Annotated in this window: 15 protein-coding genes; 2 read left to right on the top strand and 13 right to left on the bottom strand. The window is 44.9% G+C overall.

Going from position 1 to position 15,589, the window contains the following annotated elements:
• Positions 1–112: 112 nt before the first annotated feature.
• The 4 genes from HVMH_RS09895 to HVMH_RS09880 all read right to left on the bottom strand — a co-directional run bounded on the left by HVMH_RS09895 (position 113) and on the right by HVMH_RS09880 (position 3,969).
• Positions 113–913: a CbbQ/NirQ/NorQ/GpvN family protein gene (locus HVMH_RS09895; protein WP_029912622.1), complete on the bottom strand. Its 801-nt coding sequence runs from the start codon at positions 911–913 to the stop codon at positions 113–115.
• Positions 914–1,137: 224 nt separating this feature from the next.
• On the bottom strand, positions 1,138–2,538 hold the full coding sequence (locus HVMH_RS09890) for a ribulose-bisphosphate carboxylase (protein WP_029912625.1): 1,401 nt from the start codon (positions 2,536–2,538) through the stop codon (positions 1,138–1,140).
• 202 nt (positions 2,539–2,740) lie between these two features.
• Positions 2,741–3,685: a LysR family transcriptional regulator gene (locus tag HVMH_RS09885; protein ID WP_029912628.1), complete on the bottom strand. Its 945-nt coding sequence runs from the start codon at positions 3,683–3,685 to the stop codon at positions 2,741–2,743.
• 11 nt (positions 3,686–3,696) lie between these two features.
• Positions 3,697–3,969 (bottom strand): late competence development ComFB family protein, encoded by a 273-nt coding sequence (locus HVMH_RS09880; RefSeq protein ID WP_029912631.1) that lies wholly within the window; start codon positions 3,967–3,969, stop codon positions 3,697–3,699.
• A gap of 163 nt (positions 3,970–4,132) precedes the next feature.
• On the opposite strand from HVMH_RS09880, the gene HVMH_RS09875 reads away from it, so the two are divergent.
• Positions 4,133–4,663: a CopD family protein gene (locus tag HVMH_RS09875; RefSeq protein WP_232087763.1), complete on the top strand. Its 531-nt coding sequence runs from the start codon at positions 4,133–4,135 to the stop codon at positions 4,661–4,663.
• Positions 4,664–4,758: 95 nt separating this feature from the next.
• Here HVMH_RS09875 and purD read toward each other — a convergent pair whose 3' ends face one another.
• The 9 genes from purD to dsbD form a co-directional block, all read right to left on the bottom strand.
• Complete coding sequence (purD, locus tag HVMH_RS09870; RefSeq protein WP_029912635.1) at positions 4,759–6,060, bottom strand: phosphoribosylamine--glycine ligase; 1,302 nt, start codon at positions 6,058–6,060, stop codon at positions 4,759–4,761.
• A gap of 167 nt (positions 6,061–6,227) precedes the next feature.
• Positions 6,228–7,790 carry a bifunctional phosphoribosylaminoimidazolecarboxamide formyltransferase/IMP cyclohydrolase gene (gene purH, locus HVMH_RS09865; protein ID WP_029912637.1) on the bottom strand — a complete coding sequence of 521 codons (1,563 nt, stop codon included), beginning with the start codon at positions 7,788–7,790 and terminating at the stop codon, positions 6,228–6,230.
• A 33-nt stretch (positions 7,791–7,823) separates the two neighbouring features.
• A complete protein-coding gene (locus HVMH_RS11880) occupies positions 7,824–8,081 on the bottom strand; it encodes a helix-turn-helix domain-containing protein (RefSeq protein ID WP_029912641.1) in 258 nt (85 codons plus the stop codon).
• Complete coding sequence (gene dusB / locus HVMH_RS09855) at positions 8,078–9,007, bottom strand: tRNA dihydrouridine synthase DusB (RefSeq protein WP_155837743.1); 930 nt, start codon at positions 9,005–9,007, stop codon at positions 8,078–8,080. Before dusB ends, HVMH_RS11880 begins: the two co-directional genes overlap by 4 nt.
• A 75-nt stretch (positions 9,008–9,082) precedes the next feature.
• On the bottom strand, positions 9,083–9,958 hold the full coding sequence (gene prmA, locus HVMH_RS09850) for a 50S ribosomal protein L11 methyltransferase (RefSeq protein WP_029912646.1): 876 nt from the start codon (positions 9,956–9,958) through the stop codon (positions 9,083–9,085).
• A gap of 100 nt (positions 9,959–10,058) precedes the next feature.
• Positions 10,059–11,408 carry an acetyl-CoA carboxylase biotin carboxylase subunit gene (accC, locus tag HVMH_RS09845; protein ID WP_029912649.1) on the bottom strand — a complete coding sequence of 450 codons (1,350 nt, stop codon included), beginning with the start codon at positions 11,406–11,408 and terminating at the stop codon, positions 10,059–10,061.
• 20 nt (positions 11,409–11,428) lie between these two features.
• Positions 11,429–11,890: an acetyl-CoA carboxylase biotin carboxyl carrier protein gene (gene accB, locus HVMH_RS09840; RefSeq protein WP_029912652.1), complete on the bottom strand. Its 462-nt coding sequence runs from the start codon at positions 11,888–11,890 to the stop codon at positions 11,429–11,431.
• A 57-nt stretch (positions 11,891–11,947) separates the two neighbouring features.
• Entirely contained in the window at positions 11,948–12,385 is a 438-nt protein-coding gene (gene aroQ / locus HVMH_RS09835; RefSeq protein ID WP_029912655.1) for a type II 3-dehydroquinate dehydratase, read from the bottom strand.
• Positions 12,386–12,601: 216 nt separating this feature from the next.
• The gene (gene dsbD, locus HVMH_RS09830; RefSeq protein WP_029912658.1) at positions 12,602–14,803 is read right to left on the bottom strand and encodes a protein-disulfide reductase DsbD; all 2,202 of its coding nucleotides are present in this window, start codon (positions 14,801–14,803) and stop codon (positions 12,602–12,604) included.
• A 203-nt stretch (positions 14,804–15,006) separates the two neighbouring features.
• Between dsbD and HVMH_RS09825 the strand changes: the two genes are divergently transcribed.
• Positions 15,007–15,531 carry an FxsA family protein gene (locus HVMH_RS09825; protein ID WP_029912661.1) on the top strand — a complete coding sequence of 175 codons (525 nt, stop codon included), beginning with the start codon at positions 15,007–15,009 and terminating at the stop codon, positions 15,529–15,531.
• Positions 15,532–15,589: the final 58 nt, after the last annotated feature.

Genomic DNA, 15,589 nt, shown 5'->3' with positions numbered 1-15,589 from the left:
TTGAGGCAAATCAATTTTGGAAGCTGTGCCAAGCTGGCTGAGGGAGTGAACTAATTGCACTCGACCGAAGCCAATGCGCACAGCGCCAAAAGAACTTGTTCTCAAATGGTGATTAGCCGAAAATCATCTCAATAGTGTTGTCTAGTGTTTGACGAATATCTGCATCATCAGTGATTGGGCGAACCAAAGCCATTTTACAAGCCTCAACAGGCGTAATACCTTGGTTGATCAGCATAGCTGCATAGACCATCAAACGAGTTGAAATCCCTTCATCCAAACCATGACCTTTAAGGTTACGAGCAGCTTCACCGATTTGCACCAATTTTTTAGCGACATCTGCATCGACTTGACCTTCTTTTTGCAAGATATGGGCTTCAACATCAGGCGCTGCATAGTCAAAGTCCAAAGCGCAGAAACGTTGTTTAGTCGATTGCTTTAGATCTTTCATTAAAGATTGGTAGCCAGGGTTGTAGGAAATAACCAATTGGAAGTCAGGGTGTGCTTTGATTAGCTCGCCTTTTTTGTCCAAAGAAAGCTCACGGCGGTGGTCAGTCAACGCATGGATAACAACCATCGTATCTTGACGCGCTTCAACGATTTCATCCAAGTAGCAGATTGCGCCATAGCGAGCAGCAAGGGTTAGAGGGCCATCAACCCAGCGCGTACCGTTGGCATCCAACAAGTAACGACCTACCAAGTCAGAAGCGGTAATGTCTTCGTTACAGGATACTGTGATGATTGGCTTGCCAAGTTTCCATGCCATATGTTCGACAAAACGAGATTTACCACAACCAGTCGGGCCTTTAACCATGACAGGTAGTCTTTGCGCATAAGCGGCTTCATATAGCTCGACTTCGTTGGATTGAGCATCGTAAAAAGGTTCGTTATCAATTTTGTATTGTGAAATGTCCATATTTGTTCCCCGTAACATTTATGGTTGATAAATTCGAACGGCTAGCTATGTTCTTCAAGCCGTACTTGATCGTGGTTTATAAAGTTATTTAGGCTTGTTATCTTCAGAAGATGACAGACCCAAATAACCTTTAAAATCAGTAGGTTTTTGTTTGGAAGGTTAAAAAAACCCCTGCCGAAGCAGAGGTTTTTTGAGTGTTAAATAATTCTTCCCTGCGGAATGGATTATTTATGTACACCCAATTTTTCTCTCCAGCCTGGGAAGATTTTGTCTGCATCACCAGGGAAAGATTCGAATGCGCGAGCGAATTCTGGGTGCTCTTTCGCGTATTCGATTGGGTCTGCACCAGTTTTCCAGCAGTCATAAGCTTGGCCTAGTGAGATACCACCAGCTGCAGGAGAATCGATGTGACCGAATGAACCACCACCACAAGTGTTGATAACGTTACCGTGACCTAGGTTTTCGAAGAAACCTGGAAGACGTAGAGCGTTCATACCACCAGAGATGATTGGAGTAGTAGGTTTCATGCCGTACCACTTCTGATAGAAGTAAGGTCCTTGACACTCATCACGCTCAAGCATGTAAGCTAGTACGCGCTCATCATTGTGACCTTCCATTTTACCGTAACCCATAGTACCAGTGTGGATACCAGAAGCACCCATCAAACGAGCAAGCTTCATGTAGCATAGTGGATCCATACCCATTGGTGACTTATAAGAAGTTACCGCACCATGACCTGCACGGTGGAAGTGAAGGTAAGTATCAGGGAAAGCACGACGTGAAGTTGTTACACCAGCAGGACCAGTTACGAAACCGTCAACTAGGAATGCAACGTGCTTTTCGTTACCGTACTTAGCGAATTCACCAAGAACGTACTCACCACGCTTGATCATTTCTTCGTGGAAGTCAGCAGTTACGTTGGCAGAGAAAAGTTTTGCTTGACCAGTCGCTTGTTGAGCACGATCCATAGCTTCTGCAACTTTAGGAATAACAACTTCCATTGGGCAGAAGTTTTGGTTAGCTTGTGGTTCATCGTTCTTGATGAAGTCACCACCCAACCAGAAGTCATAACATGCTTTCGCGAATGGCTCTGGACGTAGACCTAGTTTTGGCTTGATGATTGTACCAGCGATGTAACCACCGTCAACTTCTGGACGACCTAGAACTTTCCATAGGTCAGAGATGTCAGTTGCTGGGCCGTCGAAACGTTTAACCATTTTCTCAGGAACCAAGAAGTCCAACATACGTAGACCTTCGTGGTCACCCATACCTTGGTTGTTACCAAGAATCAAAGACCACATGTGAGAAACATTGTAGTGACCGTCGATTAGGTTAGGGTCAAATAGGTCAACAGGGTAAGCGATCTTCATCAGACCACCTTTGTCACCAAACGCAGCTTCGTCGATTTCATAAACCAATGCATCAACACCACGAGTGAAGTCATCAGTTGTAGAAACTTCTACGTTAGTACCAGTTGAAGACTCAGCAGCAACGTGAGCAGCAACTTCAAGGAAACCATAACCAGCAGCAGGTTTTAGACGGTATGCAACTAGAAGGTGGTTACCATCAGCAACCAATTTCTCTTCAGTTAGAGTTAAGTCAGCGTAACGATTAGACTGATCCATTTTTCTTACCTCTCATGTTTGGGCGGTGATCACAAAGGTCAACAGGCCCGTTTTTTTTATTGATTCGGTGTTACCTATTTGATTCCAAAGGAGAATTAGGTAAATTTCGAATCAATCCCGAAATTTGAAGTGCCATTATAAGGAACAGAAAGGATAAGTTAAAATCAATAATTTTGATTATTAGTATAGACGTAGACTTATATTAAGAAAACAGGCCAAAAGCCTTGTCGCTCATTTTTTGACCTTCAACTTTGAGAAGTTCGATCATCTTTTCAGCGGCAATAGATAGATCTTTACCTTTCGGGTAAGTTAGGTACCAGTGACGGTTGATGGGGAAACCTTTGACATTGAGAATTGAGATTTCGCCGGTTTCGATTTCTTTCATGAGTGTTGGAATGGAAGCAACAGTAATACCTAGGTTTTGCAATAGCCCTAAACGAATCGCTTCATTTCCGCCTAACACCATTTTCACTTTAGGTTGAAAGTCGAATTGTTTAAAGACGTTGTCGATTTGCGCGCGGATACCTGATCCCGTTTCTCTCATAAGCAGCGCTTCATCGGTCAAATCTTGAATACGTAATTTCTTGCCAACCAAGGGATGACTGCTATTGGCGACAAAAGCAAGAGGGTTTAGTGCAATTCGCGATGAGTTCACGTTCAGGTCTTCAGGCGGTTGACCCAAAAGGTAGAAGTCGTCTTTGTTCTCATTGAGTCTTTCCAACAGGTTTTCTTTGTTGCCAACACGCATTAATACGGTGACATCAGGGTAGGCTTGTGAGAATTTATGAATGACTTCCGGTACGAAGTATTGAGCCGTTGATATAACAGACATTTTAACGCTACCGCCGGAGAAACCTTTGAGATGGTTTATCTTTTGTTCAACAGTCGATAGTTGCGACAAAATCACGCGACAAGCATCGTAAAGAATTTTGCCAGCTTCAGTAAGATAGACTTTACGACCTATTTGTTCGAATAGGGGAACTTCGAGGATATCAGACAGCTTCTTCACCTGCATGGACACCGTCGGTTGTGTCAGGTGGAGTTGCTCAGCAGCTTTTGAAAAGCTTTGATTGTTGGCGATACACTCAAAAACCTGAAGTTGTCTTAGGGTGGCGTTTCGTGCAAGCTGAGCAATTTTTTCAGGCATAGTGAATGAGCTTATTCTTCGACATCGTCTAGTTTTTTGATTTTTTTGTAAGCTTTTTTGACGGCTTGTTTTACGCGTTCTTCGACTTCATGATGCTCTTGCCCGGACATGTAAAAAGACATATCAATATCGTAGCGAATATATTTGGGCGGAATGCGGTTGAGAGCGATGCAAGCCATATCGGCCAATTGGTTTTCAGTCAGGCCGGATTTTAGATAATTATCGTTGATTTCGTCGAATACTTTTTTTTCATAAAAGTTGTGAACACTTTCCAAATCAGACATCGAAACCTCCAGTGGCATAGATTACATGCATTGTTTTTCAAAACATCATAATGAATTTTTGCAAGCTAAGGAAGGGATTTATCCAATATAAGTGAAAAGCGTCTTGGTCTAATTGTAAATTGAGGCGATAGCTTGCTTCTTGCCTGGTAAGTGATGATAATCAATGCCAACAAGTGGCGAATGCGATGCCACTGATTTCAACACTGTTTTGAACGAGACGTACATCATGCAATTTCTATATAGTTTGGCCAGTTTCGCGCATTTGCTTGCAGCCATTTTGTGGGTTGGCGGTATTTTTTTAGTTTATAAGGTGTTTCGTCCGGTGGCGATGCAGTTGGAGCCGTCTCAACGATTGACGATGTTCTTGGGGATTTTCAATAAATTCTTCCCTTGGGTTTGGGGATTTATCTTTGTATTGATTGTCTCTGGCTATGCAGATTGGATTTTAAGATTGGGCGGCTTTAATAGCACGCAGCTTTATGTCGTCGCAATGGAAGTGATTGGCTGGATAATGATTATTCTGTTTGCCTGGTTGTATTTCGTATTTTTCAAACGTTTTAAAAAATACGTCGAGGAAGAGAATTTTGCCGAGGCAGGTAAGGTGCTTAATACCAAAATGCGTCCAATTATCGTGACAAATCTTTGGTTAGGAATCTTGGAAGCCTTTATAGGTGTTTCGGGTGCTTACCTTTGAGGGGTGTGTTTTAACAAAAAGAAAAGGCAACCAGTTGGTTGCCTTTTTTGTTTCTAGCGTTGAATCGCTTAAGTCAATCCTTGAGTTAGGTCTGACTAGCTGATGGATTCTCTGCTAATGGCTCTGTGACCGATATCTGTACGGTAGTAAACATCATCCCACTGGATTTGGTTTAAACCGATATAGGCACGTTTTTGAGCTTCAGTCACGTTTTCACCGAGGGCGGTGACACATAAGACACGACCACCCGCGGTGACCACATCACCATTTTCATTAGTGGTTGTACCCGCGTGGAAGACTTTGATGTCTGCTGCATTTTTAATCACGTCAGAATTCAAACCTTTGATGACATCTCCTTTGCGGTAATCATCAGGGTAACCGCCTGCCGCCATGACAACGCCAAGTGCTGCACGGAAATCCCATTTTGCGGTTACTTCGTTCAAGCGCTTGTCTAACGCAGCAAGACAAAGTTCATTCAGGTCAGACTGAAGACGCATCATAATCGGCTGCGTTTCAGGGTCTCCGAAACGGCAGTTGAATTCCAATACTTTTGGTGCTCCATCAGGAGAGATCATGACGCCCGCATACAAAAAGCCTGTGTAAGGCAAGCCGTCTTTTGCCATGCCTTCAATAGTCGGCTCAATGACTTCTTTCATGATGCGATCGTGCACGTCACGAGTCACGACTGGTGCAGGCGTGTAAGCCCCCATTCCGCCAGTATTTGGGCCTGTATCACCATTGTTACGTGCTTTGTGGTCTTGAGAGGTTGCCATTGGCAGGATGTTTTTTCCATCTGCCATGACGATAAAGCTGGCTTCTTCACCAAATAGGAACTCTTCAATAACGACACGAGCGCCCGCGTCACCAAACTTGTTCCCCGCCAGCATGTCCTCGACAGCGGCAATGGCTTCTTCATTGGTTTGCGCAAGGATAACGCCTTTACCCGCAGCCAAACCGTCTGCCTTGATGACGATTGGTGCCCCCATTTTCTCAATATATTCGATAGCAGGTGGGATTTCAGTGAAAACTTGGTAGTCCGCAGTTGGAATATTGTGCTTTGCCAAGAAATCTTTGGAGAAAGCTTTTGAGCCTTCTAATTGTGCCGCACCTTTTGATGGGCCGAAACATTTCAAGCCAGCCGCTTCAAAAGCATCAACCACACCCAATACCAATGGCACTTCAGGGCCGACGATCGTCAAAGCGATGTCGTTATTTTGAGCAAAATCTACCAGGTTGGGGATGTCTTCAACAGCAATATTGACGTTTTCCAACTTAGGTTCAAGTGCGGTTCCAGCATTGCCTGGTGCAACAAAGACTTTAGCCACTTTGTTTGATTGCGCCGATTTCCATGCCAGGGCGTGTTCACGACCACCACTTCCGATAACTAATACATTCATTATTTTTGACTCTCTCTTCCGAGTTAGAAATTTGTTTATTTTCTATTTTAAAATGAGCGTTTTGCTTGAGTTCGCGGCGGGCAGTAAAACCGGAGCGGAGTGTACTTTTGAGTACATGAGCACCGGAAGTTTACTGTCCAACAAAGAAATCAAGTAAACAAGCCATTTTAATGTTTGAAGTGGCGCATGCCGGTAAACACCATTGCAATGCCATGTTCGTTAGCGGCATCGATTACTTCCTGATCGCGCATAGATCCGCCTGGGTGGATGACCGCGGTAATCCCTGCCGCCGCTGCCGCATCAATACCGTCACGGAAAGGGAAGAAAGCATCAGAAGCCATGACTGAACCAGGGACTTCCAAACCTTCGTCCGCTGCTTTGATACCAGCGATTTTAGCAGAGTAAACGCGGCTCATTTGTCCTGCGCCTACACCAATAGTCATGCCGTCTTTCACATAGACGATGGCATTCGACTTAACGTATTTAGCTACTTTCCAAGCGAATAGTAAGTCTGCCATTTCTTGTTGAGTTGGCGCACGCTCAGTCACGACTTTCAAGTCTGCTTCAGTCACGCTACCTAAATCGCGGTCTTGAACCAATAAACCACCTGTGACACGTTTGTAATCGTAAGCTGCCTGTTGAGCCCCCAATTCGCCACATGCTAATAGACGGACGTTTTGCTTGCTGGCAACGGCCGCTTCGGCTTCCTTGGAAACGCTTGGTGCAATGATGACTTCAACGAATTGACGGTCAACAATCGCTTTAGCGGTTTCAGCATCCAGCTCACGGTTGAAAGCGATGATGCCGCCAAATGCAGAAGTTGGGTCGGTTTTATAAGCGCGATCGTAAGCTTCAAATAGGCTGTTACCAACTGCAACACCACAAGGGTTTGCATGCTTGACGATAACGCAAGCCGTGTTGTCAAAGGTTTTTACCAATTCCAGTGCCGCATCGGTATCAGCGATATTGTTGAAGGAAAGTTCTTTTCCTTGGATTTGGGTTGCAGTAGAAATAGAGGCTTCAGTCGGGTTGCGCTCGGTATAGAAAGCTGCTGCTTGGTGAGGGTTTTCGCCATAACGCATGCTTTGCTTCTTAACAAATTGCGTTGAGTAGGTGCGAGGGAATTTGTCTTCAGCATTGTCGGTAAACATGGTGCCGAAATAGTTTGCGATGGCACCGTCATAACGAGCCGTTTGTTCAAACGTTTTGATCGCCAAATCAAAACGAGTCGCATGGCTAAGTTGACCATTGTTTGCAGACAGTTCTTCAAGGATGCGCGAGTAGTCAGCTGGGTCTGTTACAACAGCAACGTCTTTATGGTTTTTAGCAGCAGAGCGCAACATGGTTGGACCACCGATGTCGATGTTTTCAACAGCGTCTTCCAAAGAGCAATCCGCTTTAGCAACAGTTGCTTCAAAAGGATAGAGGTTTACAACCACCATATCGATTGGGTCAATGCCGTGCTCGTTCATGATGGCATCGTCCGTACCACGACGGCCTAGCAATCCACCGTGAATTTTAGGGTGTAATGTCTTAACACGACCATCCATCATTTCTGGAAAGCCGGTATATTCGGAAACCTCCGTAACAGGTAAGCCTGCTTCCGACAGAACTTTATAAGTTCCTCCTGTAGACAGGATGGCAACCCCCATAGAACTGAGTGATTGGGCAAATTCCAAAATGCCGGTTTTGTCGGACACACTGATAAGCGCGCGGCGAACAGGTTTCATAGTTTTTCTCCGAAGTTAAGTAACATTAAAAATTTAAGCTTTTGAAATCTGGTAGGTTTGAATCTTTTTTCTCAAGGTGTTTCGGTTGATGCCGAGGATATCTGCCGCCTTGCTCTGATTGTATTCAGTGTGATTCAAAATATATTCGATCATCGGTTTTTCAACTTGCCCGATGACGAGCTGGTAAACATCTGAAGGCACTTCTTCTTGCAGAGTTTTGAAATAAGCATCTAGTGTCGTGGTGACGTGATCGCTTAAAGAGCTATGCTGTTTTTCATTAAATGAAGTCATGGTTTAAAAAACTCTTCTACTAACCCAAGCTGTGCTTGAGCGCTACTTAGTTGGTTAAATTGTTTTCTAAGTTCGGTGCCGTTAGTAAGATGTTGGCTGTACCAGCCTATATGTTTTCTAGCTATGCGGTGCCCTTGTATTTCTCCATATAGCTGATAAAGACCGTTCAAATGTTGCATGACGACTGTTTCTATTTCAGACAGAGCAGGCTTTTCCAATAGCGTTTGCGTGTCAAGATAGTGGGAAATCTGCTTAAATAACCAAGGGTTACCTTGGGCAGCGCGTCCTATCATGATGCCATCGCAAAGCGTATATTTTAATACAAAATCAGCATCCTCGGGGGTGCAAATATCACCATTCGCAATGACCGGAATCGAGACAGAGGACTTCACTTCTCGAATGGTGTCATATTCAGCTTTGCCATTGAATTTATCTGCGCGAGTGCGACCGTGAATGGTGATGGCAGAAAGTCCGCAAGCTTCCGCCAGTTTGGCGATTTCCAACGCGTTTTTATTTTCCGGTGATGTGCCGGTGCGGATTTTAACTGTCACCGGCAAGTCGACCGATTTTCGTACGGTTTCAAAAATGGCTTGTACGCGTTCAGGGTAAGCCAATAATGCTGAACCGGCGGCAACATCACAAACCTTCTTCGCAGGGCAGCCCATGTTGAGGTCAATGACTTGAGCCCCTTTGTCTTGTTGCCATTTTGCCGCTTCTGACAATTCTTCCGGGTCAGTTCCCAGCAGTTGAACGATGCGGGGTGATTCTTCGCTTTCGTCAGCATGACGGCTGGATGATTTGGCAGACTTCCATAACTCCTTTTTGGACGCCACCATTTCCGAAACAGCATAATCCGCACCTAATGCACGAGCAATATCCCTAAACACTCTGTCGGTTACACCAGCCATGGGGGCAAGTGCTAGCATGGGTTTGCCAGTAGTTTGGAGGCGGATAGTCGAGATGAAGGAGTTGGTCATGGCTGTTGGTTTTGAGTTGGTTGCTTAGTGCTTTTGAAAAGCCAGTTGCGTCCATTCTTCCTGTTGGTGGTGTTCTTGCAAACGGAAGCCGATAGATTCGTAATGCGCAATTAAGTCATTGGCTTGCGTGGTTAAAATGCCTGACAACACTAATGTACCTTGTGGTTTCGTTAAACGATGAAACTCTGGGGACAGCTCCTTAAGCGGGCCGGCAAGGATATTGGCAACCAGAACATCTGCAGGCTCGGATTCAAAGTCTTTTACTAAAGCAAATGCAATATGGGCATTATTTCGTTCAGCGTTTTGTTCACTGGCAGTAATGGCTTGCGGGTCAATATCTGTGCCTTTCACTTCTACAGCGCCAAGCTTTGACGCAGCCAGAGCTAAAATGCCGGAACCACAGCCATAATCAATAACGGTTTTACCCATAGGTGGGTTTGCATCCAACCAAGTTAAACACATGGCTGTAGTGGGGTGGGTACCTGTGCCAAATGCCATTCCTGGATCCAGCATCAAGTTGGCGGCATCAGGTTGTGGCGCTTCACACCAGCTAGGGATAATCCATAGCTTGTCGCCAAATTGCATCGGTTGAAACTGATCCATCCAAGCACGAATCCAATCTTTATCTTCAAGGACTTCAACTTTGAAAGTTGCATCTTTGAGTTCTGGAACAATGGAAGTGACCAAGTTTAGGATAGGTTGAACTTCAACTTCGGCATCAAATAGTGCTTGTACGGTTGTTTGTTGCCAAATTGGGGTGGTTCCCAGTTCCGGTTCATAAATCGGACGATCTTCGGCATCGATAAACGTCACTGAAGCGGCATTGGCTTCCATAAATGCATCCGATAAAGGTTCAGCCAATTTTTCTTCGACGGTGAGGTTGATTTGTATCCAAGCCATTTATATTTCCTAAAAGGTCTTTTTAAGATTTCTAAAACGAAAAAACCACGGGTAAGTGCAATCAGCACCTTCCGTGGTTATTGAAATCAATCGCTAGAGGTTAAACTAGGTGTTCTAATCTATGCTCTAAGTAATGGATGTTTTGTCCACCTTCGCAGAAGCCAGCATCGTTCATGATTTCGCGTTGCATGTGGATATTGGTTTCAATCCCTTTGATAATCAGTTCTTGAAGGGCAACATCCATGCGGCTGATAGCCGTTTGGCGATCATTACCGTAGCAAATCAGTTTTCCAATCATGGAATCGTAATTTGGCGGAACCGGATAGCCTGTATAAATGTGGGAATCCCAACGAACGCCTAATCCACCAGCCAAGTGCAATCTGTCGATTGTGCCTGGGGAAGGAATGAAGTTTTTCGCAGGGTTTTCCGCGTTGATACGGCATTCAATCGCATGACCACGAATTTCAATGTCTTCTTGTCTAAGCGACAAAGGTTCACCCATAGCGATTTTGATTTGTTCTTTAACTAAGTCGACACCAGTTACTTGTTCTGTGACTGGGTGTTCTACCTGAAGACGAGTGTTCATTTCGATGAAATAAAACTCGCCATTTTCATATAGGAACTCAAACGTTCCCGCGCCACGGTAGCCGATTTCAATACAAGCGTTTACGCAAGCAGTACCGATTCTATTGCGTTGTTCATCGGTAATGCCTGGTGCCGGAGCTTCTTCGACCACTTTTTGATGGCGACGTTGCATGGAACAATCACGCTCGCCAAGATGGACAGCATTTCCTTGACCGTCAGCCAATACCTGAATTTCGATGTGGCGAGGGTTTTCTAGGAATTTCTCCATATAAACTTCTGGGTTGCCAAAGAAGCTACCCGCTTCTGATTTGGTCAACTGGATGGATTTAATCAGGTTGGCCTCAGTATGAACCACGCGCATACCGCGCCCACCGCCACCGCCGGATGCTTTGATGATGATTGGGTAGCCAATTTCTTTTGCCATGCGTTTGTTTTCGTCATCATTGTCGCCCAAAGGTCCGCCTGAACCCGGAACAGTAGGAACGCCAGCTGCAACCATTGCTTTAATGGCAGAAACTTTGTCACCCATGATGCGGATAGTTTCGGCTTTAGGGCCGATGAAGACAAAACCACTTTCCTCAACGCGCTCTGCAAAGTCTGCGTTTTCTGATAGGAAACCATAGCCTGGGTGGATGGCTTCTGCGTCGGTAATCTCTGCCGCTGCAATGATGGCAGGAACGTTCAAATAACTTTCTGAAGAAGGTGCAGGCCCGATACAGACAGACTCATCCGCAAGGAGGACGTGTTTTAAGTTAGCGTCAGCGGTGGAATGAACCGCAACGGTCTTAATGCCCATTTCTTTGCAGGCACGTAAGACGCGAAGGGCGATTTCACCACGGTTCGCGATTAGTATTTTTTCAATCATAGCTTCTCCGCGGAGTCTGATTATTCAATAACGAATAGAGTTTGACCAAACTCAACTGGTTCAGCGTTCTGAACCAATACTTGTTTGACTGTTCCAGACTTATCCGCTTCGATTGGGTTCATGATTTTCATCGCTTCGATAATACACAGCGTGTCGCCTTCAGAAACTTTGTCGCCGACCTTAACGAAAGCAGCGGCATCTGGTGAAGGTGCTGAGTAGAAAGTTCCGACCATTGGAGATGCTACTTTGTGACCAGAAACTTCTGGCGCAGCGGCAGGAGCAGAAGGCTCTTGCACTGGTGCAGCGGCAGCAGGAGCTGGGGCGTGCATCATTGCTTGAGGTACCATAGTCGGTGCTTGCATATAAACAGGCTCCTGACTACGTGTAATGCGAATGTTGTGTTCACCTTCTTTAATTTCGATTTCGGCAATATCGGATTGTTCTACGATTTCGATAAGCTTGCGAATTGATCGAATGTCCATCTTCGGAGTTCCTCTAATTAATATTTAAAATTAAGTTCATGTGATTCTGTTGTCATATCATTTCAGTTTTTCAACTGCGGCAGCCAGTGCCAATTGATAGCCGATTGGCCCTAAACCTGCGATAACACCTTCCGCTAGGTCTGAAAAGAAGGAGTGCTGGCGAAAATCTTCACGTTTGTGAATATTTGACAGGTGTATTTCAATAAATGGGATTTTGACAGTTGCCATTGCGTCACGAAGTGCGACGCTAGTGTGCGTGAAAGCAGCGGGGTTAATCAATATGAAATCAATTTTCTCATCCAATGCTTCTTGTACGCGCTCAACCAGTTCGTGTTCCGCATTGCTTTGGAAGTGATGCAGACGAACTTCATACTCATCCGCCAAGGTTTCAAGTTCTTCGATAATGCCGGATAGGGTTTGTCTACCGTAATGTTCAGGTTCACGCTTGCCAAGCATATTAAGGTTGGGACCGTTCAGTACCAAAATGTTTGCCATGAATACACCCTAGGATTTTGAAGAATAAGTTGTTTATAAATTTTTGAAATTATACCTAAATATCAATAAAAACGATACCGAAACTCGTTAAAAGTCTATTGAAAATGCGTGAAATGTTTTGAAAGTGGTGTTTGAGTACAAGAAGGGGGATTTTGTCGGTAAAAAGCATGATCCCAACCTGGCAGATTTTTGAAAATCTACCAGGTTGGGGGTGTTTTAGTTGAATGAGGTTTGAATGTTTTTTGAGAACTGTTCTGGTTTTTGAAAGCCAATAACACGGCTTTGTCTAGCTTCCTGACCATCTTTGAAGAATAGGATGGCCGGTGGTCCGATAATGCCGAATGCTTTCATTAGCGCTTTATCGTTCTCGTTGTTGGCGGTTACGTCTGCTTGAAGTAGTGTTACACCTTTAAGTTGTTGCATGATACCTGGATCGGAAAATGTGAATTTCTCCATTTCCTTGCAGCTAACGCACCAGTCTGCATAGAAGTCGAGCATGATAGGCTGCCCTTTGGCGACTTCTGCCTTCAGTTCGTCAAGTGTGGCGACTCTTTTAAAAGCCAGGTGTTGTTCTGCGGCGGCAGAAGAGCCATCTGCACCACCTTGATAAACTTTCAAAGGTTGCAATGCATCTTTACTGCCACCAGCTAAGCCGATAAATAGGATGACACCGTAAGTCATAAGGATAAATCCGATGGATTTCGCCAGCTTTGACCAGCCGGATTTTTCACCGATTGGTTCAAGCGCACCAAGGTAAATGGCAGAACCCATCAGAAGCGTTGCCCAAAGAACCATGGTGACGCTTTCTGGAAGAATACGGTCTGCCATCCAGATGGCAACCCCTAGCATCAATACACCAAATACGGCTTTGACATTTTCCATCCACATGCCTGCTTTCGGTAGTAGTTTCCCGGCCGACGTTCCAAGTAGCAGTAGCGGTACGCCCATACCGATGCTCATGGCAAATAGAGCCGTACCGCCTAGTAGAGCATCACCGGTTTGACCGATATAAATTAGTGCTCCGGCTAGTGGTGGTGCGACACAAGGCCCTACAATCAAGGCGGACAAGAAGCCCATGATCGCGACACCGGTTAACGTACCGCCTTGTTGTTTGTTGGATAGGTTTGTGATTTTGGATTGTAGGGCGCTAGGAAGTTGTAGTTCGTAGAAACCAAACATCGAGAATGACAGTAGAACAAAGATTAGGGCGAAACTGCCGATAATCCATGGGTTTTGGAACATGACTTGTAGGTTTTCACCAAACAGTCCAGCCAGTACGCCTGCAACTGTGTAGGTAACAGACATTGCCAATACGTACACCAGTGACATGATGAATGCTTTACGAGTGGTTAAGCTGTCGCCTTGACCGACGATGATGCTTGATAGAATTGGGATCATCGGGAACACACAAGGGGTTAGGGAAAGTAGTAGTCCAAACAGGAAGAAAGTACCAATAACAATCCATACCGAGCTGTGTTGTAGCGTTTGTGTGATTTGATCCGTTTCAGAGATTGGGGCAGCAGAATTACTGGTCGCCGAAGATGCAGTTGTCGCGCTTGCTGAGTTTGCAGAAAGAGTGACTTGTTTCTTCTCCGGCGGGTAGCATACGCCAGCCAAGTCAGAGCAACCTTGGTAGGTGATTTGAATCGTGCTGTTTGCCGTTAAGTTGGAAACAGGAAGTTTTGCTTCGAAATCCGTTTTGTAAACCAACGTATCGCCAAATACTGGATCATTGCTAGGTTCTGCTTTAGGTAGCTCTAGTGTGCCGAGTTGAGCAGGGCCGTTTAACACAGATGCTTTAATCTTGTTTTGGTAAAGGTGGTATCCGTTCGCTACTTTAAAGGTGAGAACTAAGTTTCCATTGCTATCTTGGTGGCTAGAGAAGGCAAATGCTTTATCCGCTGGGAGTAGAGCGCCATCATCATTGCTGTCTGACAACATATCGTTCAGACTACCCAAACTGTTAGAGCGACTTGCGGCAGGGATGTCAATTGTAATTTGACGTGTTTGCGGTGGGTAACAAACCCCCAGCTTGTCGGCGCAGCCTTGGTATTTTACAGTGATGGTTGCTTTTGAAAGCTTGGTCGCTTCGAAAGGTTGTTGGATATCCAGTTTGTTTAAGAAAACTTCTGTTTTACCAAATACAGCATCATCTTTGATGACGGCAGGGCTGAAAGTCGGTGTGCCCAGTTTTAAATCATTTGAGGAAATGGAGACGCGTTGTTTGTATAGGTGATAATCCTTGGCAATTGTCCAGTGAAGATCGATTTCGCCACTTTTAACTTCAGGTGTAGCCAGCTGAAATGCTTGGTTAACATCTAGAAGTTCATCATCGGCGCTTGCATTTGCCGAGAGTGTGAATAATCCAAAAGACAACAAAAGCAGTCTTAATATCGAACGAAAAGTGGAATTTATCATAGTGGCGCCTTGAAAATGTCTATTTTGTTATTATCTTAAAAATTAGGAAAGATGCTATCTAAGTCGATAGTCTTTCTAATGTTTCAAACGTATTCTTATTATTGTAGAGCTGAGCCCAATTCTATCCTAAATTTTGTCCAAACCCAAAGTTGCCATAAGGCGATTTGATTTGTTGAGTAAATGAACCCTAAAAAGAGACCGGTATGTTTAGATTTTTCTTCCTGATGTTTTTGTTGGTACCCTTGGTGGAGCTCTATGTTCTGATTAAGGTTGGAAGCGTGATTGGCGCTTTACCAACCATTTTGTTAACCATCTTTACCGCTATTGCCGGTGCTTGGCTGATGAAGAGTCAAGGAATTGCAACCATGCAAAGAGCGCAACAAAACTTGGCCGCTGGGCAGGTGCCAGAAACCGAGATGATGGAAGGTCTGTTCATTTTTCTTGGCGGTTTGTTTTTACTGATCCCTGGATTTATTACCGACACCATTGGACTGTTGCTGTTGATTCCGCCTGCCAGAAGATTTTTTGCCAAGCGATTTATTATGCAACGACAATCAAACTATGCACGTTATCACGGTCAAGATGGCAATGTTTATGAAGCAGAGTGGACGGTAGCAAAAGATGGGCATGTTAAGCAAGTGCATGTGACCTACGACACGAATCAGTCGGACGCGATTGAAGGCGAGGTGCTTGATTCTGATGACTCATCAAAGAAGCATGATAAATAGGGATAGGTAAATAGTGATTTGATGGCGGCAAGTGAGATGCCTTGCCGCCAGGCCTGTC

Source organism: Hydrogenovibrio marinus (assembly GCF_013340845.1).
Lineage (GTDB): Bacteria > Pseudomonadota > Gammaproteobacteria > Thiomicrospirales > Thiomicrospiraceae > Hydrogenovibrio > Hydrogenovibrio marinus.
The sequence above is the reverse complement of the archived record's forward strand: the minus strand, read 5'-3'. Positions and strand labels throughout refer to the sequence as shown.